Below are 26,654 nucleotides of genomic sequence, written 5' to 3' on the forward strand. Positions count from 1 at the left end.
AGTCGCTTACAAATGTGGCTGCAAACTGGCAGAGTCAGTTGCCTCAAAACGTTAATCAATACGATTATATCAACGTTTCGAAACACTTCATGGTTCACACCATGAGCCTCTTTTCTGTTAAAAAGTAGATATCAAACAGGTAATGAAACGATATATATGTATATGATTATCAAAATATCTTAATAAAAGTATAATTTTCAAAGGGGAGTGTATTTACAAGGGTTATAGGGGTCTGATATAATGATGACATAGGGGGATTACATGAAAATTTTAAGGTTTAGTTTATCACTAATTGCAATGACTGCAGTTTTATTTTTAGGTCTAAAGATCTTGGCTGGATTCGAACAGACGAATGTGGAGCAACATTCCCAAAATGCAGTGAAGACGAGGTTTCATCAGAATCCAGATATCTTTGCTTGGCTAACAGTCGAAGGGACTCGAATTGATTATCCAGTCGCTCAACATTCAAGGGATGATACTTATTACCTATCTCATGATATAGATGGTGAAGAGACCTATTATGGAGCTATATTTACAGAGCTGGTTAACAAAAAAACATTTGAAGATCCTGTCACTATTATTTATGGACATGCTATGTTAGATGATTCTATGTTTGGGTCTTTAGATTATTTTGCGAAGCCAGCTTTTTTTAATGAGCATGAGAGCATCAAAATCGATACGTTGACTCAACATTTTGAATATGAGGTACTGGCAGCCCATTCTTATACAGATGCTCATCTTTTTCATACATTCGAATTAGGAAGTCGAGAAGGCCTCAGATATTATTTAGATACATTAAAGACAAGAACATCAGACTATGGGGGATTCTATCGCCAGATAGCCACTGACCCTCAAAAAGACCGATTTTTAATCTTGTCAACCTGTGATGCTACTGGAAATGACCAACGATTTGTGGTTACTGCTCGTTTAAAAAGTGTCAAAGAAAGGACAAGTAAATGATGAAAACATTAAGATTCTCAAGGTTCTGGAGGCTAGCTACTGGCTTACTGTTTTTAGGAATGGGGCAACGCCTTCTATATACAGGTGTGATTTCTCCTGTGGTAGTCGAGGAAGGCTTATCGCTCATTCTGACCTCACTCAGCCTACTATTTTTGATTATAGGGATAGTTCTTATTTTTCCAATAGCTATCTGGTTTTATAGGCAGTACCGATCAGATAAACGTTTAAATCACACTATTCTGATTTACTTGTTTAGTGCGATTTTATGTGGCATCCTCATCGGTGGCTTTGGTCAAATTTTATACGATAATACGAGTTTGGAGTACGACCATGTTAAGACTGCTATCTGGGCTTTTACTACAATTATACAAACTTTTTTTAAAGTAATCTTATCCTACAGCTTGGTTAGTATTTACAAAGTTTTACCAATTAAAAGTAGGGTAGAGCAATTGCGACTACCTGTTCTAATATCAACGATTCTTGTTGCCTTTTGTTTAGCTATCGCTACTTGGTTCCCAATACTAGGTTCCTTCATTTTATCTATCAGTGATGCTTTTATTTTAATTTTTACACTTTATTATTTTATTTATCTTGCAAAGGAGAATAATGATGAAAAAACTTCGTAAGACCATACAGTGGTTATTATTGCTGAGTTTATTTGTTTCCAACACCCCACTTATTTATGCAGAAGAAATAATTCATGCAATTAAACAAGGTCAGGCTGAGGACGCTTATAAAAAAGCTGTTACAGAAGCGAGTAGCCAGACTGTAGGTTCTGAGAATGCGAATACGGAAGGTTCGACAAGTGCTGATGCTTCAAAACCAGCAAAAGACAGTGGAGATGCTTTACAACAACCAAAAGTGGTCAACGAAGAGAGTAAAGCAGAGGCAGAACTAAAGAAACAATATGGAGAACCGGTAGCGGTTAGTGGGCAAGAACAACTGTTTCGGGTAGATGAAACCCACTTTGTGACGCATATTGGGAGCGATATTAAAACCTATATTGATCAAGAAGGGGCGGAAGTTCCTGTTGACTTATCTCTCTATTCTTATCATGCCAATGGGAAACACTATTATTTACCTAAAGAATCTCCAGTAGGCGTAGTTCTTCCGAGCGAAGTCAAAGAAGGGACTCCTATTGATATTACACATAAGGATGACAAAATTTCCCTGTATCCGCTTGATAAAACATACGATCAGGCAACTGTAGAAAAGAATGCCATCTTATACAATAATGTTGATGGCAAAACAGACGTACAATATACGGTACAGTCTAATGGTGTAAAAGAAGAGATCATTCTAGCAGAGTGGAGTGGGAAGAACACCTTCACTTATGGTTTGGATGCATCTAAGTACGATGTCACCTTGAAGGACAATCAAATCCTTGTTCGTGAAAAGGGCAAAACGAAGATTCTCTTTGTACTCACTGCCCCAATGATGGTGGATAGTGCCGGTGCTACAAGCACTGCCTTAACCCTTGGTTTGAAAAAAGGGGATGGACGCCATGAAGTTACCGTCACAGCTAGTAAAGAATGGTTGTCTGCTTCAGACCGTAAGTATCCTGTTCGGATTGACCCGACTGTAACTGTTCCACGAGAAAAAATCCTTGATGTTGTTACTTCATCCGTACATGGACAGTACCAAGGTTATGCCTATGGGTATGTTGGGTATATGACAGCTGAGATGATGGGGATGACTGGTGTTCTAGGTGTTCGTGATATCGGTCGCGCAAGGATGTACTTTAAAATCAACTATGATTTTCAAAAGAACATTCCTAAGGAAGCGCGTATCGATAGTGCGAGTTTGAATATCTATGAATACACTGCACCAGAATCTCAATCAACTCAGTTTGCGGCTTACCGCTTGAAGCAAGATTTTGATATCAATGCCCTCACATGGGATACTTCTGTAGGGCTCAATATGGAAATTGCAGGAAAGAATGCGACCAGTGGCAAGAAGATTGGGATGCATAACTTTGATATCCGTGAGACTGTAAATGCATGGGTTCAAGGTTTAGAACCAAACTATGGTCTAGTTGTGGCCGCAACCGATGAGGGCTCAGATGGTGGTGCCTTCTATACAACTGAAGCTACTGCAGATAATGCAGGACAGATTGGGTTTACTCCAGATAAGGCTCCGAGTTTGACGATTAATTGGTTTGTTCCAAATCCAGTTGATATTAGTTATCCAATCGGGAACACTACTATCAATCTTCGGACAATGGTGAAGACAGATAAGAAAGGAAAGTTGCAATTCCAGGGAGTTTTTGCGGATGGTCTGACAACACCAGGTGCTCAGGTTGATTATAACCTTAGTGACACTGCGAAAGACTACAAAGGTCAAAGTTCTGCAAGTTTTTCTCACAAATACCCCGATAGTAGTCCCTTTGATGCTGCTTTTGAAAAAGGAACGACCAAATATAAAGACAAGCTCTCAAACTGGCAGACTCAGGTGCCTTTCACAGAGCCTGAACTAAACAAGCTTTATACGATTGACGTAGAGAGTAAAAAGGATGGTCAGACCAGTGGTAAAAAATCAAGTGATACTTTCTTGATTTACAAAGTTACCCAGTTTGATACCCTTCCAAAGATTGCGGCTTATTATGGAGTACCACTGAATCAAATTGCCTTTGATAATCGTATCCAAGATATGATGGTTGTGAAAAATAATACCCTTTTTATTCGCAATCCAAGAAAGAATGCTGATAAACCTTATAATCCACCAGCCTTGACATCTAATACTAAGGCAGAAATAGACAGGCTTTTAATGGGACGTGGCCTTCACTGCGAGTTCGGATTTGAACCTATCAATCTGAACACAGGGAATTTCTACCTCGATCGAACAGATGTTTCTATCACAGATGTTGACGGCAAGTTTGAAATTACTCGTGCTTATAACTCTAAAGCAGCGGGCATCAATAGTCTTTTTGGTCGTGGTTGGTCATTTGCCTTTAATGAGCAGTTATCAAGCGATGAAGACCAAAATCTTTACTATACTCGTACAGACGGTTCTATTCTTAAGTTTACGAAGGATAGTGATGGTTATCGTGCTCCAAGTGGTTATGACCTCACTCTCGAAGTAAAAACAGTTGAAACAAAGAAAGGTGACTTTGGTGGAGGCGAAAAAGAAGACTATGATATTAAGGAATATCGGATTGTTGATCACAATCATCAAAAGAAAATCTTTAACTATCACGGCCTTTTAACGAGCCAGACAGATGAAAAAGGTAATAAAACAAGCTTTGATTATAATGAAAATTACCAGCTGACCAAGATTACATCTCCTACAGGCTTGGTTTATAGTCTCACCTATAACTCAGACGGTTATATTGGTGCGATTCAAATCCCAAATGGCTCAACTTTGACGTATGAATATGACGCGAATGGCCATTTGATTACCTATACGGATGCGACAGGAGTTCCCACTCGTTATGAATATGACGATAAGGGACGCATGACAGCTTGGTATGATGGAAATGGCACCAAGGTTATCCAAAACGAGTACGACGAGGAGAATCGTGTCATCAAGCAAACAGATGGTGCAGGTGCTGTTTCAACTCTTTCTTATAGTGAAGGTCAGACGATCACTACCGATGGAAATGGTAATCAAACCATATATACTTACGATGAGCAATATCGTACAACGGGCATTCGCTATGCTGATGGAACTAGTGTCTCAAAAACGTATGATGACAACAATCGTCTGTCAAGCGTGACGAATGAAGCGGGGCAAACAACTCGCTACACCTATGATAGCAATGGCAATAACTTGACAGAAACGCGTTTTGACGGTGCAGTAAAAACTTCTAGCTATGATGAGAAGAATCATCTTCTGTCTCTCACTGATTTTAGTGGTGCGTCGACAGCCCATAGCTATGATGCAAAGGGGAATCTAATTCAAACGACATTGCCAGATGGATCTAAGATTACCTATACTGTCGATCAGCAAGGGCGCATTTTATCTACGACAGATGCGGCTGGTCATACAGTTTCCTTTACCTATGAAGGTGCAAATCTAGTAAAAATCACAAATCCTTTAGGAGGCGTGTCAACCTTTACCTATAATGCACATAATCAGGTTACTAGCATTACAAACCCTCTCGGTGGGACAAAGACTTTTACCTATGATGCAGAAGGTCGTAAACTGAGCGAAAAAGATGCAGATGGTGTTGGGACGAGCCATACTTTTGACAAGGCAGGTCAAGTGACCGCTGTGACAGAAGGCAATGGTAATACTACTACCTTCACCTATGATGGTTTCGGTCGTAAAATAGGTGCTTCAAATGGAGAAGGTGGAACTTATAGCTACACCTACGACGGTGTTGGAAATCAGCTTTCCGTTACTGATGCAGCAGGTCGAACCACAAGCTATACTTATGATAGCAAAGGTCGTTTTCTAACAGAAACCAATGCTTCCCGTCAAACAACTACCGTAACACGTGATGCACTGGGACGAATCGTCAATCGAACCAATGAAGCGGGCAATAGCAGTAGCTTGACTTATGATGATAGAAATGATGCCGTTAAAACCATCACAGACGCTTTAGGTCAAGTTACTCAAAACACCTATGACGCATCAGGAAAGTTGACCTCAGTTTCTTATCCTATCGGCACAAAGGCAGAAACTACTTATGATATCATGGGTCGTGTGCTATCTTACACCGATGAAGCAGGGCAAACAGTATCTTACACTTATGACAGTGTTGGAAATAAACTCAGTGAAACCAAAGGCCAAAAGACGACTAGTTATACCTATGATGCAGCGGGAAATGTGACTGGTGTTACCTATCCAGATGGTAGCAGTGTTTCATATGTGTTGGATGCGATGGGGAATATCCTGTCTATGACAGATGCCCTTGGAAACAAAACGACCTATGAATACAGCAAGGCAGGCCGCTTGATTGCAACAACCAATGCCTTGGGTCACCGCACCAGCATGACCTATGATGCTAATGGGAACCAAAATAGCCTAACGGATGCGGCAGGCTATACTGCTAGCACGACTTATACTGGTCAAAATCAAGTGTCCAGTATTACAGATGGTTTGGGCAATAAGACTACGATGACCTACAACCAGATGGAACAGCTGACTGAGTTGACAGATGCCCTGGACGGCAAGACTCAATATACCTATAATGATCTGGGCTATCCGATTCAGGTCACCGATGCCAATGGCAATGTCACTAAGATGACCTATACCACAACGGCTCAATTGGAAGAAGTGACTCTTCCAGATGGAACCACCGTAAGGCAAGAATACGATGCTCTTGATCGTCTCATCAAGCAGACGCATTCTAGTGGGTTGGTAACGGAGTACAGCTATGATGCCGCTAACCGTGTAGTGAACAAAAAAGATAATCAGGATCTCAATGAGTCCTACACCTACGATCAGGCAGGAAATCGTCTCACTTTAACAAATAGCTTGGGTGAAGTTACCCAATACAGCTATAATAGTGACAACCAACTGACTAAGGTGGTCTATGCAGATAAGACCAGCGAAACCTTCACCTATGATGTCATGGGCAATGTCGCAAGTTCAACCGACCAAGAAGGTAAGACCAAGACCTATCACTATGATCAAAATGGTAATCTGCTCAAGACCGTCGATCATCTAAAACGTGAAACCAAATATAGTTACGATGCCCTCAATCGAGTGGTGACAGAGTCGGATGCGGATGGTAATACCTCTACTTACGAATATGATGTCCTTGGCAACCTATCTAAAATGACCGACGCCAATGGTCATTCAAGTAGCTATGGTTATGATGCTAATAAGAAATTGGTACTCTATACAGATCCAAATGGTCAAGCGACAGCCTTTAAGTACGACCCATTAGGACGGATCATCGAAACAGTAGCTCCGACAGGAAGCACGCAAAGCTTCACCTACGATGCTTTGGGAAATCGCTTGAGCGAAACCAGCGGTGAAGGACATACAACGACCTACAGCTATGACAGTATGAACCGTGTCAGCAGTCAGAAACGTCCAACGGGCGGAGTGACTCAGTATGCCTATGATGCTACAGGGAGCTTGGCGAAAGAAACAGACGCCAACGGTCATAGCACCAACTATGTCAATGACCTTTATGGCCGTGTAACAAAACGCACTTTGCCAAATGAGGCGGCTTACACTTATGCCTATGACGCCTTGGGCCGTCTCACCAAGCAAACAGGTCCACAAGGTTTATCAAAAACCTATAGCTATGATGTATCTGGGAACTTGGTGAAAGAGACAGACCAATCCGATCGAAGTAATCGCTATAGCTATGACAAGGCGGGCCGTCTCTTAACAGCTAAGAATGCCCTTGACCTTGAAACCAAGTATAGCTACGATGAAGCGGGGAATCTAGCCAAAGTGACGAAACCATCAGGCGCTACAACCACTTTTGACTATACGACCCTTGATCAACTAAAAACGATCAAAACGCCAACTGGTCGAACGGTAGAATCAAGCTACGACCCAGTCGGTCAGGTGACCAAACGAACGATCAATGGCAAGCGCGAAACGACCTATACCTATGACCCGAATGGTAATCTCCTTGAGGAGACGAATCCTCTCGGTCAGGTGACCAAACGGACCTATGATAGCCTCAATCGTCTCACCTCAGAAAGTGATGCGGCAGGCCAGTGGACCAAGTATAGCTATGACCATGATAACCATCTCACTAAGATCACAGATGAGGCTGGTGGCGTCGCAAGCATGACCTATGATGCCAATGGCAATCTCACCAGCGTCACATCTGGAACCAAGCGTGTCAAGACCTACACCTATGACCTAAAGGATCAGTTGCTTACAGCGACGCAAGGAAGTGGAGAGAAGGCTTCTACTTCAAGCTATACCTACGATAGCGTGGGCAATGTCACTTCGGTTACGAATGGAAATGGCAAGGTCACAAGCTACAGCTATGATCAGCTTTCCAATCTAGTGGAACGCATGACCAGTCTCGGAGATAAGGAGACTTATACCTACAATATCAATAACCAGCTAGAAAAAGTGACCAAGTCCGATGGGAAAACCATCAGCTATGACTACAACAAGCTGGATCAACTGCTCAAGGTAGATTACTCTGAAAAGCAAGAGGGTCAAGTCCTCTATACCTATGATGCGGATGGCCGTCGGGTGTCTATGAGTGACCTGACAGGAACCAGTCAGGTCGCGACCAACGAAGAAGGCGAGATCACTGGTGTTCGTCAGGGAGATGGTAGCCTGATTCAGTACGAGTATGATGCTTATGGCAATATCTCGAAGATGATTTACCCAGATGGCAGTAAAGTCTCCTACACTTACGATGAATTGGATCGCCTCACTTCCGTGACAGATGTCAAGGGACAAAAGACCAGCTATAGCTATAACCAAGCAGGGGATTTGACGGAAGTTGATCGGGGAGATGGAAGCAAGAGCTTCTTGACCTATGACAAGGCTCACCGCCTCACCGAACTCCGCCATGTAGATAAGCAGGATAAACTCATCTCTAGCTATGGCTATGCCTATGATGACGGAGGCTATATCGCCAAAGAAACCATCAAGCAGGATGGCGAAACCTTAGTCCATACCTATACCTATGATACTCTCGGTCAAGTGGAAAATATGACCGTATCGGATGGAGCTGGCAAGGAACTCTCCAAACTCTCTTACACCTATGACCTAGCGGGTAATAAACTGACCAGCACCGAGACAGTCGATGGTAAGGAGAGTCAGACACGCTTTACCTATGATGACCATAACCGCTTGACCAAACTAGAAGGTCCAGATGGCACGATTACCTACACTTACGACAAGAATGGCAATCGCATCGCTTCTGAAAAGAACTCAGAAAAGCTAAACTACATCTACGACACAGAAAATCGCTTGCTTGCGATCAAGGACAAGAAAGGCCTTCTCATGGCTGCGCTCTATGATGGGGATGGTAACCGTGTCTTCACTGCTAGTCGCAAGGAAGGCAAGAACACCTATCAGCTCTTCCAACGCAAGAAAAGTCGTAAGTCGCCATACACAGCCTCAAACGGGGATCAACACTCCCTCTTCTGGTATGGCTTCACTCAGAATGTCCTTCAAGCTCTATCTGCTCTACCACAGACAGTAGGAAGTATTTGGCACAGCATCTTTGACGATGTGTCGACAGCCTACCACCAGAAAGTGGCTAAGGATCGAGCAACCAAGGAGGGTATCGTCGTCAACCCACCAAAACTTGGCAACTTACCTGGACGGGGAGACGTGACCTATGCCAGTCAGGTTCAGGATGTCCTGATCCCTTACACCACACGAGAGGACACCTACAACTACTACGAAGAACGCAACTATGTCAACGATGTCAATCGTGAACATACAGAAGTCCTTGAAACCTATGACCATGATGGCAAGGCTCGTGAGACCTATAGCTATGGCAAGGGAAGAGCTAGCTACCTCAATAACCAAACAGGCGACAGTTACAACTACTTGACCAACCAGTCAGGCTCTGTGACAGGCTTGACCAAGAATGGACAAGCCGTCGCATCTAGTCGCTATCATCTCTATGGTGCACGAAAGACAAGCACAGACAGGACAGGTCAACCCTTTGCCTATAACGGTGAAGCCCGTGATGATACCGAACTTGACTATTTACGAGCAAGATATTATGATAGTCAGGGAGGTACTTTCCTAACAGAGGATAGCTACCCAGGTGAGGCGACAGATCCTCTCAGCCAGAATCGCTATAGCTATGTGCAGAATAATCCCGTCAACTATACCGACCCGAGTGGGCATTTCTGGAACAGTCTCAAAAAAGGCTGGAACTATGTTAAAAAGACGGCCTCTAATGCTTGGAATAGTGTTAAACGAGTCGCATCTAATACCTGGAATACAGTGAAAAGAGTGGCCTCAAACACCTGGAATAGTGTGAAGAGTTTCGCCTCTAAGGCCTGGAATGCGACCACGAGTGCTTTCAACTATGCGACCAACTGGGTCGGCACCCAATTCAACCGTGCATCGAATTGGGTTGGCAGACAGTGGAATAAGGTTCAAACGGCCTACCATACTGCCAGTGACTATGTGCAAACCCAATACCAACGAGTAGCGGCGCAGATAGAGGCTAAGCGCCAACAAGTGGTTCGCTCTGCCTATGCCCTGGCAACAGGCTCGAACTCTTCTCCGACCATCCGAGAAGGCATGAATCTCCTCCGCAACTGGGGCACAGCCTTGCAAAATACCTTGAAACATATCTGTACGACAGCCGAACGGATCAAGAATCAAGTCGTTGATTTCGTGAAACATGTCGACTGGAAGAAGGTTGCCGTAACTGTGGGAGCTATCGGTGTTGGTATGGCTCTTACCGTAGCGACTGGAGGTCTTGGAGCACCTGTAGCGATGGCTATTGGTGGTGCAGCCTCTGGCGCGATCGTATCAGGTTACGATGCCTATCGTTCTGGCCAACGTGGATGGGACTTAGTTGGTTCGATTGCCAAAGGGGCAGGAACAGGAGCTATCTCAGGGTTTATTGGTGGTCAATTTATGGGAGTTGGGACGAATCTAGCAACCAATGTGACCCAAAATATTGGCAATCAGGCAGTCCGACAAGTTGCACGGATTGGAGTAGAATCTGCGGTTGAGACTGCGATTGACACAGGGATTGATCTGGCTACAGGAAATAAGATTACTGGTCAAACAGTCGCCATGAACTTTGCCTTTAACACCTTTACCAATGGAGTAGGTAGTGTGTCTTCTAAGAAGGCTCCTAAGGCTGAGGTAGGGACGACGAAGCCTGCAGGTGGACGTCTACCAATGACAGTAGATAATCTCCAAATGTTTGCGGAGAAGTCTAAGGCTAAGTCTTCTGAGATTGTTCAAGGAAATAGAAGCTGGGCTACAGGTACACGACCACCTAACTTATCACCAGAAGGGGCTGGAAGAAAAGGTGCTTTTAATGAGGCAAAAAGACATAGTGGGATTCCCACTAGTCAAAGTCCTGACAGGGTAGAACCGAATTTTGATAGAAGAGGTCGTAGACAGCCGGGTAGAACTTATGAATTTGATCAAATTCAAAATGGTAGAAAGAATACTATAACTATCAGAGATGATGCTGGAGGACATATTTATCTGGATGACCCGTCTCAGAACAGAGGACCTCACTTTAATGATATGGAAGGGAATCACTATGATTATTAGGAAAGAAATTGATGTAAAAACTTTACCTTTTGATTTGATGATAAATCAAAGGATAAATGCTATACGTTGGGAGATTGTTGGTGACTATAGAAGAAGGGAGGAGTATTTACAGTATTTGATTTCGGAATTATATGACTATTCAACTAAAAATAATTTTAATCTATACTTAGTATTAGGGGATGATTGCTTTAATGATAATAGTAGGATAATCCAATATTATAAACTTTGGAAATTGCTAAAAAAGCAACACCTAGAGGTTAGGAATGCAATTTATTCTGATGAGATTATGATCACGAAGAATAATAAAGTAAAATTTTTTGGTGGAATTCAAATATTAGATAGAGAATCTGTTCCAGACATTGTTTCAATCTTGATAGCAAAACTAACAGCTCATTTATTATTGTTGCCAGAGAAACTTAAGGTTACAACTTTTTTACAGTCAGGTTTTTCAAAGACAATAGCTGAAAATAGCGAGTATATTGAGAATGTGGTCAGTAGTGGTGGAATAGTGTTATTCCGTGAAGGATACTTTGACGATAGGAACACAGGTTTTATAGGATTTGGAAGATCGACCTTAATTACTAAAGATTTATTCGGAAAATCTGAAATAGATTAAATATCATTTCATTGAATATGGATATTATCGACTATTAATTAACATTAAAAAATCTCTTGAAGAATTTCTTCAGGGGATTTTACTTATGGCTCACTATAAAGTTTACTTCTAGCTGACTATATTGATACCAACATCGCTTCTGAGAAGAACTCAGAAAAGCCAGCTACCTCAACAAGCAAACAGGTGACAGCTACAACTACTTGACCAATCAGTCAGGCTCTGTGACAGGCTTGACCAAGGATGGACAAGCCGTCGCATCTAGTCGCTATCATCTCTATGGTGCAAGAAAGACAAGCACAGATAGGACAGGTCAGCCCTTTGCCTATAACGGTGAAGCTCGTGATGATACCGAACTTGACTATTTACGAGCAAGGTATTATGATAATCAGGGAGGTACTTTCCTAACAGAGGATAGCTACCCAGGTGAGGCGACAGATCCTCTCAGTCAGAACCGTTATAGCTATGTGCAGAATAATCCCGTCAACTATACCGACCCGAGTGGGCATTTCTGGAACAGTCTCAAAAAAGGCTGGAACTATGTTAAAAAGACGGCCTCTAATGCTTGGAATAGTGTTAAACGAGTCGCATCCAATACCTGGAATACAGTGAAAAGAGTGGCCTCAAACACTTGGAATAGTGTGAAGAGTTTCGCCTCCAAGGCTTGGAATGCGACCACGAGTGCTTTCAACCACGCGGCCAACTGGGTCGGCACCCAATTCAACCGTGCGGTTAATTGGGGTAGTAGGCAGTGGAGTAAGGTTCAAACGGCTTACCATAGTGCCAGTGACTATGTACAAACCCAATACCAACGAGTAGCGGCACAGATAGAAGCTAAGCGCCAACAAGTGGTTCGGTCTGCCTATGCTTTGGCAACAGGCTCGAGCTCTTCTCCGACCATCCGAGAAGGCATGAATCTCCTCCGTAACTGGGGCACAGCCTTGCAAAATACCTTGAAACATATCTGTAATCCAAAAACGACTAGTGCCTCCGATAAGGAAGAAACTAAAGTCCCATCTATCGCAGATTTTAGAAAGTATGAAGATGCGGCAAAACATGGACTAACTGTTTCTGAAAAAGCTAGTATTGATTCAAGTTCTCTTAGTGACCTGAAAAATAAATATGGCAATGTTCTAGGCAATTATAGTACCTATCAAGGTACAGGTTACTTTAATCCGCTTGGTTCAGCTAAAAATAGATATATTATTTCTCGCTATAAAGAATTAAAGGCGATTGAAGATGCCAAGGTAGCTCAAAAAGTAGCTGAGATGAATAAGTATCACTATACTAACCTATACAAGCATATCGCTGAGACAGAAAATCGGATAGACGGGACACCAGCGAGTGATTTAGAGAAAGCTATCGCTCCATATGTGCCGTGGATTGCGCCGATTCAAGATGTTGCGGTTGCGGTTGCCGGTAGACAGATCACTAAGTACAATTCTAGTGTTCCGACTGGTAATGGTATGAAGTGGGGAGCGGTGAAAGCCACGAAGGCAGTGGATAAGGCGTCAGGTGCTTCGAAAACTGCAAAGGCGGTAGATAAAACATTAGATGTTGCTCGTGTGACGGATAAAATATATGATGTTAAAGATGCTAATAAAGTAATGAAGAGTATTGATGAGCTTTCTCCTAAGGAATTGCAAAATATGACTCTTGATGAAATCAAAAGTACTATACCTGATAATAGCGGATGGGCTGTTTATGAGCATAATGGTTTTGTACATATTAAGAAAAATGGTGTAGACAGGATAAAATTGGATCCTCCAGATAAGGTTACAACCTACCCTCATATGCATATATATGATGAAAATAAAAATTTATTAAACATTGACGGAGAAATTGTTGGTAGAAAAAATCCAGCTGGTCATATACCGTGGAACAATGGAGGTAGTTAATGAATATTTTAAAAATTCAAGAACAGATTGATAGTACAAATTACTGTGATGCCTATGCGTTAGACTTTAGAGCTTCATTTTTCGGGGATGAATGTAAACTCTATATCGAGATTGAAAATGGCAAATCGGATCAGTATTGCTGGGAGATAGTTTTCTACCGTTGTTTTAAGGTTGACTATGAGACGGATGCTGGTTGGACGTGTTGGGAAAGTGAGGCTGGCACAAGAAATTTCAATATGAAAGATATTCCTTTTGAAAATCTCATGTCTCATACTGTACATGACATTAGACTTATCAAAGAGAAAAATAATATGATACAAGCTATAATTACTTTATCAAGTATGTTAATTGACATTGTATGCCAAGATATTCAAGTCTCTAAGGTTTTAGTGAGTGACCAGAACTTTTTTTGGAATTATTAGACGAGATAGTGCATTATTAAGAGACAGGTATAATTTATAGATTAATATAAAAAATTTTTTATAGTGATTTAGTTTACAAAGTTTTTCCAAATTAGTTTAGCATTATGTAAATGGGTAAGGTGGTAATATACAGTTAAAACTAAGAACAAACTGTTTGTTAGTGAAGAACTTTTCTCATAATTAGATTTGTTAAAATCTCTTGAAGAATTTCTTCAGGAGATTTTACTTATGGTGCATTATAAAGTTTACTTCTAGTTGACTATATTGATACCAACATCGCTTCTGAGAAGAACTCAGAAAAGCTAAACTACATCTACGACACAGAAAATCGCTTGCTTGCGATCAAGGACAAGAAAGGCCTTCTCATGGCTGCGCTCTATGATGGGGATGGTAACCGTGTCTTCACTGCTAGTCGCAAGGAAGGCAAGAACACCTATCAGCTCTTCCAACGCAAGAAAAGTCGTAAGTCGCCCTATACAGCCTCAAACGGGGAAAAACACTCCCTCTTCTGGTATGGCTTCACTCAGAATGTCCTCCAAGCCCTGTCTGCTCTACCACAGACAGTAGGAAGCATCTGGCATAGCATCTTTGACGATGTGTCGACAGCCTACCACCAGAAAGTGGCTAAGGACCGAGCAACCAAGGAGGGAATCGTCATCAACCCACCAAAACTTGGCAATTTACCTGGACGGGGAGACGTGACCTATGCCAGTCAGGTTCAGGATGTCCTGATCCCTTATACCACACGAGAGGACACCTACAACTACTACGAAGAACGCAACTATGTCAACGATGTCAATCGCGAACATACAGAAGTCCTTGAAACTTATGACCATGATGGCAAGGCTCGTGAAACTTATAGCTATGGCAAGGGACGAACCAGCTACCTCAACAAGCAAACAGGTGACAGCTACAACTACTTGACCAATCAGTCAGGCTCTGTGACAGGCTTAACCAAGGATGGACAAGCCGTCGCATCCAGTCGCTATAACCTCTATGGTGCACGAAAGACAAGCACAGACACGACAGGTCAACCCTTTGCCTATAACGGTGAAGCTCGTGATGATACTGAACTTGACTATTTACGCGCAAGGTATTATGATAGTCAGGGAGGGACTTTCCTAACCGAGGATAGCTACCCAGGTGAGGCGACAGATCCTCTCAGTCAGAACCGCTATAGCTATGTGCAGAATAATCCCGTCAACTATACCGACCCGAGTGGGCATTTCTGGAACAGTCTCAAAAAAGGCTGGAACTATGTTAAGAAGACAGCTTCTAATGTTTGGAATAGTGTTAAAAGAATCGCCTCTAATACCTGGAATACAGTGAAAAGAGTGGCCTCAAACACTTGGAATAGTGTGAAGAGTTTCGCCTCCAAGGCTTGGAATGCGACCACGAGTGCCTTCAACCATGCGGCCAACTGGGTCGGCACCCAATTCAACCGTGCGGTTAATTGGGGTAGTAGGCAGTGGAGTAAGGTTCAAACGGCCTACCATAGTGCCAGTGACTATGTACAAACCCAATACCAACGAGTAGCGGCGCAGATAGAAGCCAAACGCCAACAAGTGGTTCGGTCTGCCTATGCCCTGGCAACAGGCTTGAGCTCTTCCCCAACCATCCGAGAAGGTCTCAATCTGTATCGTAACTGGAATACGGCTTTACAGAATACATTGAAGCATGTATGTAATCCAAAAACGACTAGTGCCTCCGATAAGGGAGAAACTAAAGTCCCATCTGTCGCAGATTTTAGAAAGTATGAAGATGCGGCAAAACATGGACTCAGACTAGATCAGAAAGAGCGAATTGATAGGATGACATTGGAGGAGTATCTAAAAGCACCCCCAATGACTCCTGAGGAAAATGCCTATGCAGCTAATGTAAAATTTGCAAAGTTTAACCAAGAAAATAAAGCTAAACTTCCAACTTTAGCTGCTGAATTAATAGGTTGGAATAATGGAAAACGTTTAGTTACAGGGAAAGATCCTCTAACGGGCGAAGACGCAAATCGTTGGGTAGCAGGTGCAGAGCTAGCTGTTGATATTGCAAGTAATTTCTATCCTATAGCTAAGGCTAGCAAATTAAGGAAACTTGAAAAAACACTCGATGCAGTAGACGCAGTCAATGATGCATCAAAAGCTACAAAGGCAGTGGATAAAGCTAATGATGCTTCAAAAGCTACAAAGGTAGCTGATAAAGCATCAGATATAGTAAAAATAGTTGATGTAGATAGAATTAGTGATACTGCTAATATAATTAGAAACAGCGGAGGAGAAACTATAGCAGGCCATGCTTTACAAAAGCACGCTGGCAGAAATCCGCAGATTTGGGGCGCAGTAAAAGGAAATTCAGAGTCAATAAATAGACAAGCCATGGAACATATAAATGATATAATTAAATCACCAGGGGACTTTATGACTCATACAACTGATAGAGGTATTAGTTTTCTTGAGAAAAAATTACCTGATGGACGGGGGATGAGATTAAATATGGATGGTTCTTTCAAGGGATTTATTGATAAATAGGAATGAAATTATGGTAAACATTGAATTGAGAATAGCGGTAGTAGATTTAGCTATTATAGATAGATTATTGAAATTGTTAGATATTAGTCAGCAGATAATTAATTCTCATTTTTATTATAAAAAACAGGATATAAACTATTCAAATGATATAAAATGGGGGCAGTATTTTTCTAGTCCATCTACAGGATATTTGCATGTAGGACAAATATTTTTAGGAAAGTTTTTTAAGGATGCTATGATTATTATTTCAGGCAATGAAAATATAGTCGATTTTATTATTGAGTTCCAAGTTGAATATATGACAGATGAGGATATAAATAATATAAAAAAATTTATCCTAAAATCTAATCTAGATATTTCAGATAAAGATATTGAAGTTATCTGTGAAGAGTATTAAGTTTTTATCAGTTATTAAAAGTTAACTAAAACAATAGATTGGATACCTACTTTCTTATGGTTGAAAGCAGATAAATATGCTTTTGTATTTAACAATTATAATTTTTTCTTAGCGGATGATCTTGTTTCGAAGGGGCTATTTTTAGAAATTCTGAAAGAAGAAGTGTTGCCCTGGTGGGAAAATGATGCTAAAAAATATGTAGTAGGAGGAGTTGCTAAAGCGCTTGAAGACTTCAATTCATTAAATTTAGAAAATGTAACGGAAATTAATACTTCATTTGGTAAAGGGTATAGGGGTGCTTTAGATGATGGAACAAAGGTTGTTGTTAGACCAACTAACAAAGAGGGAATTCAACATTAGAGTTTCAGTTTAAAGCTCCTTATAAATTTAGATACTAATAATATTAGTAAGAGGTATAACATGTCTGATATATTAAAACGAATAGGTTCGGCTACCCGCTCTTTTATTTCTGACAAATCAAGAAGTGAAAAGTACGTAAAAAATGAGAAATGCATAAAATGGGGAAATTTTTTTGAGGATAGATATGAGTCCGAAGCAGAATTCAGTGAAAATACCGATTATGAACTAGCTACTATTTTTTTAAAAGGGAGTAAGCATTCGTTAAATTTAAAATTTCCTTTTAGCCATTGTTATCAAATAATGGACAGAAGAATCTTTTCAATATTTTGTCAAACTTCTCATTTAAATAAATTAGATAAAGACTATCCTATTTATCGAATAGAAAATAGTTCTTTAATTGAATATATTATTCATAGTTCAGGAGGCTTATTAGAAAAAAATGAATTGGAACACTACCGAGTTGTTTCTAGTAATTTGATTTTTGACATAATTTTGTGTCAAGGGGAAGAGATTCAAGTTAATATAGATGAGGTGGAAGATAGTGAATTGGGTTAACATCGGAAATAAGATTGAAAGTGATTGGTATGAATTACGTTGTAAATTAGACAAAGGAACTCACTTAAAGATTTATCTAGATGGATTAAAGAATCAGGATAATCATTTTTATATTGATTTTGGTAATGTACTCTTTTGTAAAGCTATTGATGAAAGTTGGGATTTAAATCCTAGTGAGATTTTAGATGATAACAATATGAAATCTATTGCTAAAGGAGTTCTTGTTGAACTTACTCATAGTCAGTTAAGTGATAAATTACAACAAATATATTTCAAATCTTTTCATCATTATCAAGTAATTGGTATTAATTTTGGGATAGATGTAATTTCTGAGAAGTTTCCTGTTGTTTTCAAGTTGGAAGAGTGATTGTTAATTAATATCAGAGTTTTTAGAATGGTATAGAGATCTATTTAATTATAGACCAGAATCACCTAGTACAAATAGAGGTCATAAATATGAATAAAACAGGAATGGGATTAGGTGCTTCAATAGTGTCTAATAATATTTTAAAAAATAAGGCGAATATAAAATGGATATTCCGAGAGGATTCCGTTGATGAACTAGACAATGGATGGCGTTTTTTTCCAAAATAGATACTGAAGAGTATCTATCACATTCAGAAAATATGTCGGTATGTGACTGGAGTACAATTGTTGAAATAGAACCTGCAGTCTTACCAATTTTTAACATGCCTATTGGAACAGAACTCATACTTATTTACGAAGGTGAGAAGAAGTATTTCTTAGATTCAAATACTGGCGAAAAAATTTTTTAATAGAATAGGTATAGATTTAAGGATATTGAAAAATTAATATAAATCTCTTATTGAAAACCTAGTTTATTAAAACACTTTATAATAATTAAATATTACTTAAGAATGTGAGCTATTTTAAATTAACCTCTTCTTTTGTAATACAAACATGCAAAAACTCTCGAGGAAGGATTTCTTCGAGAGTTTTATGTCACACCTATGACCTAAAGGATCAGTTGCTTACAGCGACGCAAGGAAGTGGAGAGAAAGCTTCCACTTCAAGCTATACCTACGATAGTGTGGGCAATGTCACTTCGGTTACGAATGGAAATGGTAAGGTCACAAGCTACAGCTATGATCAGCTTTCCAATCTAGTAGAACGCATGACCAGTCTCGGAGATAAGGAGACTTATACCTACAATATCAATAACCAGCTCGAAAAAGTAACCAAGTCCGATGGGAAAACCATCAGCTATGACTACAACAAGCTGGATCAACTGCTCAAGGTAGATTATTCTGAAAAGCAAGATGGTCAAGTCCTCTATACCTATGATGCGGATGGCCGTCGGGTGTCTATGAGTGACCTGACAGGAACCAGTCAGGTCGCGACCAACGAAGAAGGCGAGATCACTGGTGTTCGTCAGGGAGATGGTAGCCTGATTCAGTACGAGTATGATGCTTATGGCAATATCTCGAAGATGATTTACCCAGATGGCAGTAAAGTCTCCTACACTTACGATGAACTGGATCGCCTCACTTCCGTGACAGATGTCAAGGGACAAAAGACCAGCTATAGCTATAACCAAGCAGGGGATTTGACGGAAGTTGATCGGGGAGATGGAACCAAGAGCTTCTTGACCTATGACAAGGCTCACCGCCTCATCGAACTCCGCCATGTAGATAAGAAGGATAAACTCATCTCTAGCTATGGCTATGAGTATGACGACGGCGGCTATATCGCCAAAGAAACCATCAAGCAGGATGGCGAAACTCTAGTCCATACCTATACCTATGATACCTTAGGTCAAGTGGAAAATATGACCGTATCGGATCTAGCTGGTAAGGAACTCTCCAAGCTATCTTACACCTATGACCTAGCCGGTAATAAACTGACCAGCACCGAGACAGTCGATGGCAAGGAGAGCCAGACACGCTTTACCTACGATGACCATAACCGCTTGACCAAACTGGAAGGTCCAGATGGTACGATTACCTACACCTACGACAAGAATGGCAATCGCATCGCTTCTGAGAAGAACTCAGAAAAGCTAAACTACATCTACGACACGAAGAATCGCTTGCTTGCGATCAAGGACAAGAAATGACGGAGATGAGAAGAAATAAAAGAATAGGATGTAACGATTTTAGAGGGGGCCATAATAGTATTGGAGTTAATCATGAAGGTATTATCATGGTTTCGCCTCAAAATGCACTTTTTCATTTGATTCAAAGAAAGGTTTCAAAATGAAGATCAAGAATGTATCAAATACAAAGGTTAAGTTTAAAATTCAAGTGAGTTATGACTAGCATGAGTAAGATTATCATTATCTTTGTTAAAATTTAATCATCAGAGCTATAAAAAAGATGGCATTAGAATAGGACTACCTCAATGAAGGTAGCCCTATTTTTTTGACTGTGAATGAATCAAAGCGATGGGATTGCACAGAGTTAGAATTTCTTTTTGCTTTGATTGAGATACATGAGTATAGATTTGTGTGACTGAGATAGAACTATGTCCGAGAATTTGTTGAATATATCGAATATCTACATCACTATCTAGAAGCATCGTTGCGAAACTATGTCTAAACATATGGGGGGTAATAGGTGTGGTTAAGTTATGTTGTTCAATAAGATTATTTAGAATTAAACGTACACTTTGCTCTGACAATGGTTTGAGAGAATATTTTCCAGGGAATAGGTAGTCACTAGGTTGAAAGCAGTAGTTATTTATATATGTTTCTAGTAAGCTAAATGTTATTTGATCCCCTAAAAATAGGATACGTTCTTTCTTGCCTTTTCCCATAATATGCAGAGTCCTATTTGAAAGATTAATATTCTTGAGATGAATATGACAAAGTTCGGAAATCCTAATACCAGTTGAAAGCAATAGGGAAATGATTAGCAAATTTCTTTCAGCTTTTTGTTTTTGATATTTAGTTTTTGAACAGATAACTTTCTGTTCTAGATGTGAAAAAATACTTTTCAAAGTATCATAGGGAATCGTTTTTGGTAATATTTTTTCCGTTCTAAATTGAAAACGTAATTGATTAAAAGGATTCTCATCAACTAAATTATGATACTTTAAATAGCTATAAAACACCTTTAAACTAGCAATTTTCCTACGTAATGTATTGGATTTAATATTGGATTGCGTCAAATGTTCAACATAGGCTTCCACACTAGTGTAATTTGAATTGTAAAACTGCAAAAGATCATTTTGATAAGCTCGAATTGTATGTGAACTTAAGCGTCTATGAGTTTTACAGTAGTCTAAGAAAGTAGAAATAAGCTTATAATCCATGAATAACTCCTTTAACAATAATCATGCTATTATAAACTTATTTAGATGCTTTGTATAGTGATAATAAATAGTTATCGGTAGTATACCATAGATTCCTATCTCTGATATATTTTCGATTGTAGTTTTCTTATTTTTTTATACTCTCGAAGACTTTTTGAAAACTCTCATAGTGCTTTTTCTTCAATAACTGAATGTGTGATATTTTATCTACGGCAACAACAACGCACCAAAAATGGTGCATTTCTCTTTTTTGTGCTATAATAGAAATAAAAGGAGGGTTCTCATGATTGGAGAAAATATTAAAGCGTTACGTAAAACACATGACCTAACCCAGCCTGAGTTCGCAAAGATTGTTGGCATCTCTCGAAATAGCCTGAGTCGTTATGAAAACGGGATAAGTTCAGTTTCGACAGAATTAATAGATCGTATTTGTCAGAAATTTAATGTTTCCTATATCGATATTGTAGGAGAGGAAAAGATGCTCACACCAGTAGAAGATTACCAGCTAACCCTGAAAATTGAAGTAATTAAAGAACGAGGGGCGAATATCTTAGCGCAACTTTATCGTTTTCAAGATGAACAAGGAATTGCATTTGATGATACTTCTAATCCTTGGGTTCTAATGAGCGATGATTTGTCTGATTTGCTGAACACGAAGATTTATCTTGTGGGGACTTTTGATGAAGTAGAGCGATATAATGGCTATTTGGATGGCATTGAACGGATGCTAGAACAAGCTACTCATCTGGTGATCGCTTAATGAAACTAAAAGAATTTAGTCAAGATGATTTTGAACGAGCATCCAAACGACTCGTTCGTTCTTTAACTTGTGGAAAAACAACCTCATCTCAGCCTAAAGCTATTTTGCTCGGTGGACAGAGTGGTGCTGGTAAGACAACGATTCATCGTGTGAAACAAAGGGAATTTCAAGGCAATATCATTATCATTGATGGAGATAGTTACCGCTCTTTTCATCCGAACTACCTTGGCCTACAGGAAAAGTATGATAAAGATAGTGTGGATTATACCAAAGTATTTGCGGGACAAATGGTTGAATATCTCATAGATGAATTGAGTAAACAAGGTTATCATTTGTTAATCGAGGGCACCTTGAGAACAACAGAAGTTCCCCGAAAAACAGCACAATTATTAACAACTAGAGGTTATCAAGTATCACTTGCGCTGATTGCGACGAAGCCAGAATTGTCCTATCTCAGTACCTTGATACGTTATGAAGAGCTCTATGCTATAGATCCTAGTCAAGCTAGAGCGACTCCCAAAGAGCACCATGATGGAATTGTAGAACATTTAGTTGATAACTTACGAGAGTTAGAAAATGATCAGCTATTTAATCAAATTCAAATTTACCAAAGAGATCAATCGTGTATTTATGATTCGGAAGTAGATCAAATCTCAACAGCAAAAGTTCTACAAGAATGCCTCTTCGGAAAATGGAGTAAGGTGGAGGAAGAGATGTTTAAGATGGGGCAGGAACGGTTGAGAGAATTAATGGAAATGAAAAAAGGTATAATTGATGGAAATTAAAAAAATCTATATTCAACATTATCGTTTATTAAACGATTTTTCTTTAGAGTTGAAAAATGATTTATCCTTAATTGTGGGTAAGAATAATTGTGGCAAGACTTCGGTTTTATCTGTGTTAGAAAAAATATTCAATAAAAATTCCAATCGCAATTTGGTATGGGAAGATATTAATTTAAATCATAGGAGGGAAATCTTTGAGAATATAAAGAGAGTCTCTGATATTCCTGATTCGGAATTATCGTCTATTTTAGGGATTAATCTTCAAATTTGGATTCAATACTCAGAATTAGATTCTTATCAAAATATCCAAGGATTTATGATGGATTTAAATCCCGAAAATAATTTTATTATTCTTGAATTTTCGTATATAATTCCTACTCAAAAGCTTCGCGAGATAAGTAGTTTGACTTGTGATTTTGCAGATGATTTTTCAAAATTTGAATCATTTATGAAGAAAAATCTGAATAAATTTTTCGAAATACAGATTTATTCACGTGGATATAATCCTATTACTCAAGCAATGACAGAAGAAAAGTCTGATTTACATGAAATGAAAGATGTTCATAAAATTATTAAAGTAAGAGGGATTAGTGCTAGTCGAGAAGTATCTAATAAAGAAAATAACCATTCATTATCTAAGACATCAAATCGATTTTATAAATTAAATAATGGCGAAGAAATTAACAGTAAAGCAAATAATTTACTGCAATCTGCTATTTTAAAGGCAGATGAAACTTTAACCAGAGCATATAGTGGTGATGATAGCGTCGAAGGAATTTTTACTTCAGTCTTTGAACGCGTCAGAAGATTTGGTGGAAATGATAGTGAAGCAGAGTTAGCAATTCATTCATCACTGTCTGAGAAAGATATTTTAAGTAATAATACGACACTGTATTATAAGCATGACGATAGTCTATTACCTGAAGCATATAATGGTTTGGGATATTTAAATTTATATGGAATTATTTTTGAAATTGAAACTTTAATGGCAGATATAAAAAACGAACCTGCTGATATTAACCTAATATATATTGAAGAACCAGAATCACATACACATCCACAATTACAGTATATTTTTATCAAGAATATTAAAGATTTGCTAAAGGAACAGAATGATGAACTAAAAGAAAGTGGAGATTTTAGTTGTATTCAAACTTTAATTACAACTCATTCCTCTCATATAGTTTCTGATTGTAACTTTGATGATCTAATTTATTTTAAACGTGATAACGGTACAGCAGTATCAAAGGCTTTTAATTCATTGAAAGAAGAATATGGTGATGAACAACTAGGATATAAATTTGTAAAGCAGTACCTTACTCTCAATAGTAGTGAATTATTTTTTGCTGATAAAGTCATTTGTGTTGAAGGTGATACAGAAAGGATTTTAATTCCTACGATGATGAAAAAGGTAGATACAATCAATCCAATAAATCAAGCTTTTAATACAATGCCATTGCTTTCTCAAAATATTTCAATCATTGAAACAGGTGCCCATTCACAAGTTTTTAGGAAGTTATTTGATTTTTTAGGAATAAAAGTATTGATAATTACGGATATTGATCCAGCAAATAGAAATGAAAGGAATCGCTTGACTTCTTGCTCAGCAGTAGATGCTACCTCTACGACAAATACTTCAATTAAAAATTTTTTTGATATTTCTGGAGATGAGGTTTTTTCAATAGTAGCCCAAAAGAGTTTTGCAGAAAAAACAACATCAGACGATAGAATTCGTATTGCATATCAAATTCCCGAAGATGAAAATGGTTATCAGCCTGCTAGTTTTGAGGATGCTTTTATCAGTTTAAATAAACAATTCATTATTGATCAAAAAGCTGGTTTTATTCAATTTGAAGCTTTAAAAGACTTTGATGATAGTGAAATAGAAGATTTCTATAAATTTGCTAGGGATAAAGTAAACAAAAAATCTGCATTTGCATCAAGTTTATTATATTTTGAAGGTGAAGAAAATACTTGGAAAGTACCTAACTATATTTCGGAGGGATTATTATGGTTGAGAGAAAAGTAGAACCAGAGGTAGAAAAAGTATTTGAAGTAATAAAACAAGGTCAAAATTTTATTCTTGAGGGTGGTGCTGGGAGTGGGAAAACTTATTCATTAATTTCCGTTATTGAAAAAATATCTATGGAAGAACCAAAAAAATCGATTGTATGCATCACTTATACTAACAATGCTGTTGCAGAGATTAGAGCTAGAATCATTAATGATAATTTACGGGTTTCAACAATTCACGATTTTATATGGCATGTCATTGAAAATTTCCAAAAAGAGATTAAAGAATGTCTTGTTGAGTTAATAAATGATGATGCACAAATCTTATTTGTTGCTCCAAAGGAAGTATTAGGTGAGGAACTTATTTCGCTTGATTACTTTGATGGTGTTCGTGTTGAATATACTGAATGGTATTCTATGAGCATAACTGAGCAAAATAAAGTTCAAATAAGTCATGACCATATTCTTATAGTTGCTGAAAAATTGTTTTCTACATATCCTAAGTTATGCGACATTTTGATCGATATAGCTGAGTATATTTTTGTAGATGAATATCAAGATACTAGTCCGTTAGTTGTAAAAATTTTATTGGAATATATACAGAATAGAACTAAGAAAAATATTGTAGGATTTTTTGGAGATTCTATGCAAGCCATCTATGACTCAGGAGTAGGAGACTTAAGTTCGTATAATCTAATAAAGATAGCAAAAGCTCAAAATCGTCGCAATCCTAAAAAAGTTATTGATTTAGCTAATAAATTTAGAGATGATGGATTGGTTCAAACTCCGTCCAACGATGATACAGCACCTAATATGGATAATGGGAGTATCATTCCAGGAATAGTGAAATTTGTCTATGGGAATGATATTAATCAACTTGAAATTCTTAGAGGTAGTCAACTTTATAGAAAGTTAGAATTTAATGTACCCTCAAAAACAAAAGAATTGCGCCTGACACATAAACTTAATGCAGAAATGGCAGGTTTTTCTAAGTTATTTAAGTTATATAATACTGATTTATTTGTAAAATTAATTACAGGTATAAAGAAAAAAATCAATGAGAACAAGATAGATGATAATGGAAAATTATTTAAAGATTTAGTAGAAGAAGCTCAAATAGTTGTTATAAGGGGTGGCCCCTTAATAGTCGATGAGATTAAATCCAATTCAGAACTATCAGCTTTTTATGATGAAATTAAAACGTGCTCGTTTGAAGAAGTTAGTAGTAAGAGTAAAGTTAATAAAGAATCGCTATTATCTTATAAATTTAATGGATTAAGTAGTAGATATGAAGCGGGCACAGATAGGGATAGGATTCTTAAAAGGTTGGATTTAGTCTATGAGCTAGTAGAACTATATAAAACAGGTAAGCATAATGAATTTTTACGTATTACTAAGTTTAAAATAACTTCGTCCAAAGATAAAATTAGTCTATCAAATGTTATGACAGAAATCTCTGCTGATGATATCACAATTGGAAGAGTAATAGAGCTTGCAGAGGAATGTGAACTAATTTCAAAGGATGACTTATTTACTAATTTTATTAAAAATAGAGGACATTATTTATGGTCGCGACTTAAGATAATGCCATTTCAAGAATATGTAAATAGTATTGATTATCTCAGAGAATATGTATCTGTTATAACGCAGCATAAGGTTAAAGGCAGTGAATATGAGAATGTCTTAGTTTTATTAGATAATGGGAAATGGAATCAATATAATTTTGATACCTTGTTTGGAAAAGGTTCTTCTAATGAGAACGTTCAAAATAGAACTAAGAGGTTATTCTATGTTGCAATTACTAGAGCGATGAAAAATTTAATTGTTTACATGCCGAGTAATGATCGTCAGATTATTGAAAAAGCAAAAGATTATTTTGAGGAGAGTGATATTGTTGATGTTCTGTCATTAGTTGATGAGTAAATAAACTTTAACAATTGTTGAACTGAAAGTTGA

General features: G+C 38.5%; 18 protein-coding genes and 1 pseudogene. 18 read left to right on the plus strand and 1 reads right to left on the minus strand.

From position 1 onward, the window contains the following. Window positions 1–261 precede the first annotated feature (261 nt). The 14 genes and pseudogenes from HMPREF9182_RS07730 (at window position 262) to HMPREF9182_RS07790 (ending at window position 19,944) form a co-directional block, all read left to right on the plus strand. A complete protein-coding gene (locus HMPREF9182_RS07730; protein ID WP_009754646.1) occupies window positions 262–960 on the plus strand; it encodes a class B sortase in 699 nt (232 codons plus the stop codon). Next, the gene (locus tag HMPREF9182_RS07735) at window positions 957–1,586 is read left to right on the plus strand and encodes a hypothetical protein (RefSeq protein ID WP_009755118.1); all 630 of its coding nucleotides are present in this window, start codon (window positions 957–959) and stop codon (window positions 1,584–1,586) included. Before HMPREF9182_RS07730 ends, HMPREF9182_RS07735 begins: the two co-directional genes overlap by 4 nt. Then, window positions 1,567–11,100, plus strand: coding sequence for a DUF6531 domain-containing protein (locus tag HMPREF9182_RS07740; protein ID WP_218015423.1), 9,534 nt, complete (start codon window positions 1,567–1,569; stop codon window positions 11,098–11,100). Before HMPREF9182_RS07735 ends, HMPREF9182_RS07740 begins: the two co-directional genes overlap by 20 nt. Further along, window positions 11,090–11,716, plus strand: a complete 627-nt coding sequence (locus HMPREF9182_RS07745; protein ID WP_009443442.1) for a hypothetical protein — start codon at window positions 11,090–11,092, stop codon at window positions 11,714–11,716. Before HMPREF9182_RS07740 ends, HMPREF9182_RS07745 begins: the two co-directional genes overlap by 11 nt. A gap of 200 nt (window positions 11,717–11,916) precedes the next feature. Further along, on the plus strand, window positions 11,917–13,611 hold the full coding sequence (locus HMPREF9182_RS10825; protein WP_009754859.1) for an RHS repeat-associated core domain-containing protein: 1,695 nt from the start codon (window positions 11,917–11,919) through the stop codon (window positions 13,609–13,611). After that, window positions 13,611–14,033, plus strand: coding sequence for a hypothetical protein (locus HMPREF9182_RS07755; RefSeq protein ID WP_009443279.1), 423 nt, complete (start codon window positions 13,611–13,613; stop codon window positions 14,031–14,033). Before HMPREF9182_RS10825 ends, HMPREF9182_RS07755 begins: the two co-directional genes overlap by 1 nt. Window positions 14,034–14,365: 332 nt before the next feature. Continuing rightward, complete coding sequence (locus HMPREF9182_RS10980) at window positions 14,366–16,555, plus strand: RHS repeat-associated core domain-containing protein (protein ID WP_009754214.1); 2,190 nt, start codon at window positions 14,366–14,368, stop codon at window positions 16,553–16,555. A gap of 10 nt (window positions 16,556–16,565) precedes the next feature. Beyond that, window positions 16,566–16,952 carry a hypothetical protein gene (locus HMPREF9182_RS07765; protein ID WP_009443876.1) on the plus strand — a complete coding sequence of 129 codons (387 nt, stop codon included), beginning with the start codon at window positions 16,566–16,568 and terminating at the stop codon, window positions 16,950–16,952. A gap of 60 nt (window positions 16,953–17,012) precedes the next feature. Further along, complete coding sequence (locus tag HMPREF9182_RS07770; protein ID WP_009443286.1) at window positions 17,013–17,312, plus strand: hypothetical protein; 300 nt, start codon at window positions 17,013–17,015, stop codon at window positions 17,310–17,312. A 60-nt stretch (window positions 17,313–17,372) separates the two neighbouring features. Continuing rightward, complete coding sequence (locus HMPREF9182_RS07775) at window positions 17,373–17,867, plus strand: hypothetical protein (RefSeq protein ID WP_009443659.1); 495 nt, start codon at window positions 17,373–17,375, stop codon at window positions 17,865–17,867. After that, the gene (locus tag HMPREF9182_RS07780) at window positions 17,854–18,234 is read left to right on the plus strand and encodes a hypothetical protein (RefSeq protein ID WP_009443654.1); all 381 of its coding nucleotides are present in this window, start codon (window positions 17,854–17,856) and stop codon (window positions 18,232–18,234) included. The genes HMPREF9182_RS07775 and HMPREF9182_RS07780 overlap by 14 nt, the downstream gene beginning before the upstream one ends. Window positions 18,235–18,244: 10 nt before the next feature. Beyond that, the gene (locus HMPREF9182_RS11080; RefSeq protein ID WP_083819067.1) at window positions 18,245–18,331 is read left to right on the plus strand and encodes a GH-E family nuclease; all 87 of its coding nucleotides are present in this window, start codon (window positions 18,245–18,247) and stop codon (window positions 18,329–18,331) included. Window positions 18,332–18,338: 7 nt separating this feature from the next. Then, a pseudogene (locus HMPREF9182_RS07785) lies at window positions 18,339–18,643 on the plus strand (immunity protein Imm33 domain-containing protein). Between the two features lie 212 nt (window positions 18,644–18,855). Next, window positions 18,856–19,944: an RHS repeat protein gene (locus tag HMPREF9182_RS07790; protein WP_037602803.1), complete on the plus strand. Its 1,089-nt coding sequence runs from the start codon at window positions 18,856–18,858 to the stop codon at window positions 19,942–19,944. Window positions 19,945–20,240: 296 nt separating this feature from the next. On the opposite strand, the gene HMPREF9182_RS07795 is transcribed toward HMPREF9182_RS07790, so the two are convergent. Beyond that, complete coding sequence (locus HMPREF9182_RS07795; protein ID WP_009755035.1) at window positions 20,241–21,140, minus strand: tyrosine-type recombinase/integrase; 900 nt, start codon at window positions 21,138–21,140, stop codon at window positions 20,241–20,243. A 283-nt stretch (window positions 21,141–21,423) separates the two neighbouring features. On the opposite strand from HMPREF9182_RS07795, the gene pezA reads away from it, so the two are divergent. The 4 genes from pezA to HMPREF9182_RS07815 are packed head-to-tail and all read left to right on the plus strand — an operon-like array spanning window position 21,424 to window position 26,621. Then, a complete protein-coding gene (gene pezA / locus HMPREF9182_RS07800) occupies window positions 21,424–21,900 on the plus strand; it encodes a type II toxin-antitoxin system antitoxin PezA (protein ID WP_009443065.1) in 477 nt (158 codons plus the stop codon). Next, the gene (gene pezT / locus HMPREF9182_RS07805) at window positions 21,900–22,685 is read left to right on the plus strand and encodes a type II toxin-antitoxin system toxin PezT (RefSeq protein ID WP_009754538.1); all 786 of its coding nucleotides are present in this window, start codon (window positions 21,900–21,902) and stop codon (window positions 22,683–22,685) included. The genes pezA and pezT overlap by 1 nt, the downstream gene beginning before the upstream one ends. Further along, window positions 22,675–24,714 (plus strand): ATP-dependent nuclease, encoded by a 2,040-nt coding sequence (locus HMPREF9182_RS07810; protein WP_009443717.1) that lies wholly within the window; start codon window positions 22,675–22,677, stop codon window positions 24,712–24,714. The genes pezT and HMPREF9182_RS07810 overlap by 11 nt, the downstream gene beginning before the upstream one ends. Next, window positions 24,696–26,621 (plus strand): UvrD-helicase domain-containing protein, encoded by a 1,926-nt coding sequence (locus HMPREF9182_RS07815; protein ID WP_009754750.1) that lies wholly within the window; start codon window positions 24,696–24,698, stop codon window positions 26,619–26,621. Before HMPREF9182_RS07810 ends, HMPREF9182_RS07815 begins: the two co-directional genes overlap by 19 nt. Window positions 26,622–26,654 lie beyond the last annotated feature (33 nt).

The sequence above is a fragment of the Streptococcus sp. oral taxon 056 str. F0418 genome, assembly GCF_000220065.1.
GTDB lineage: Bacteria > Bacillota > Bacilli > Lactobacillales > Streptococcaceae > Streptococcus.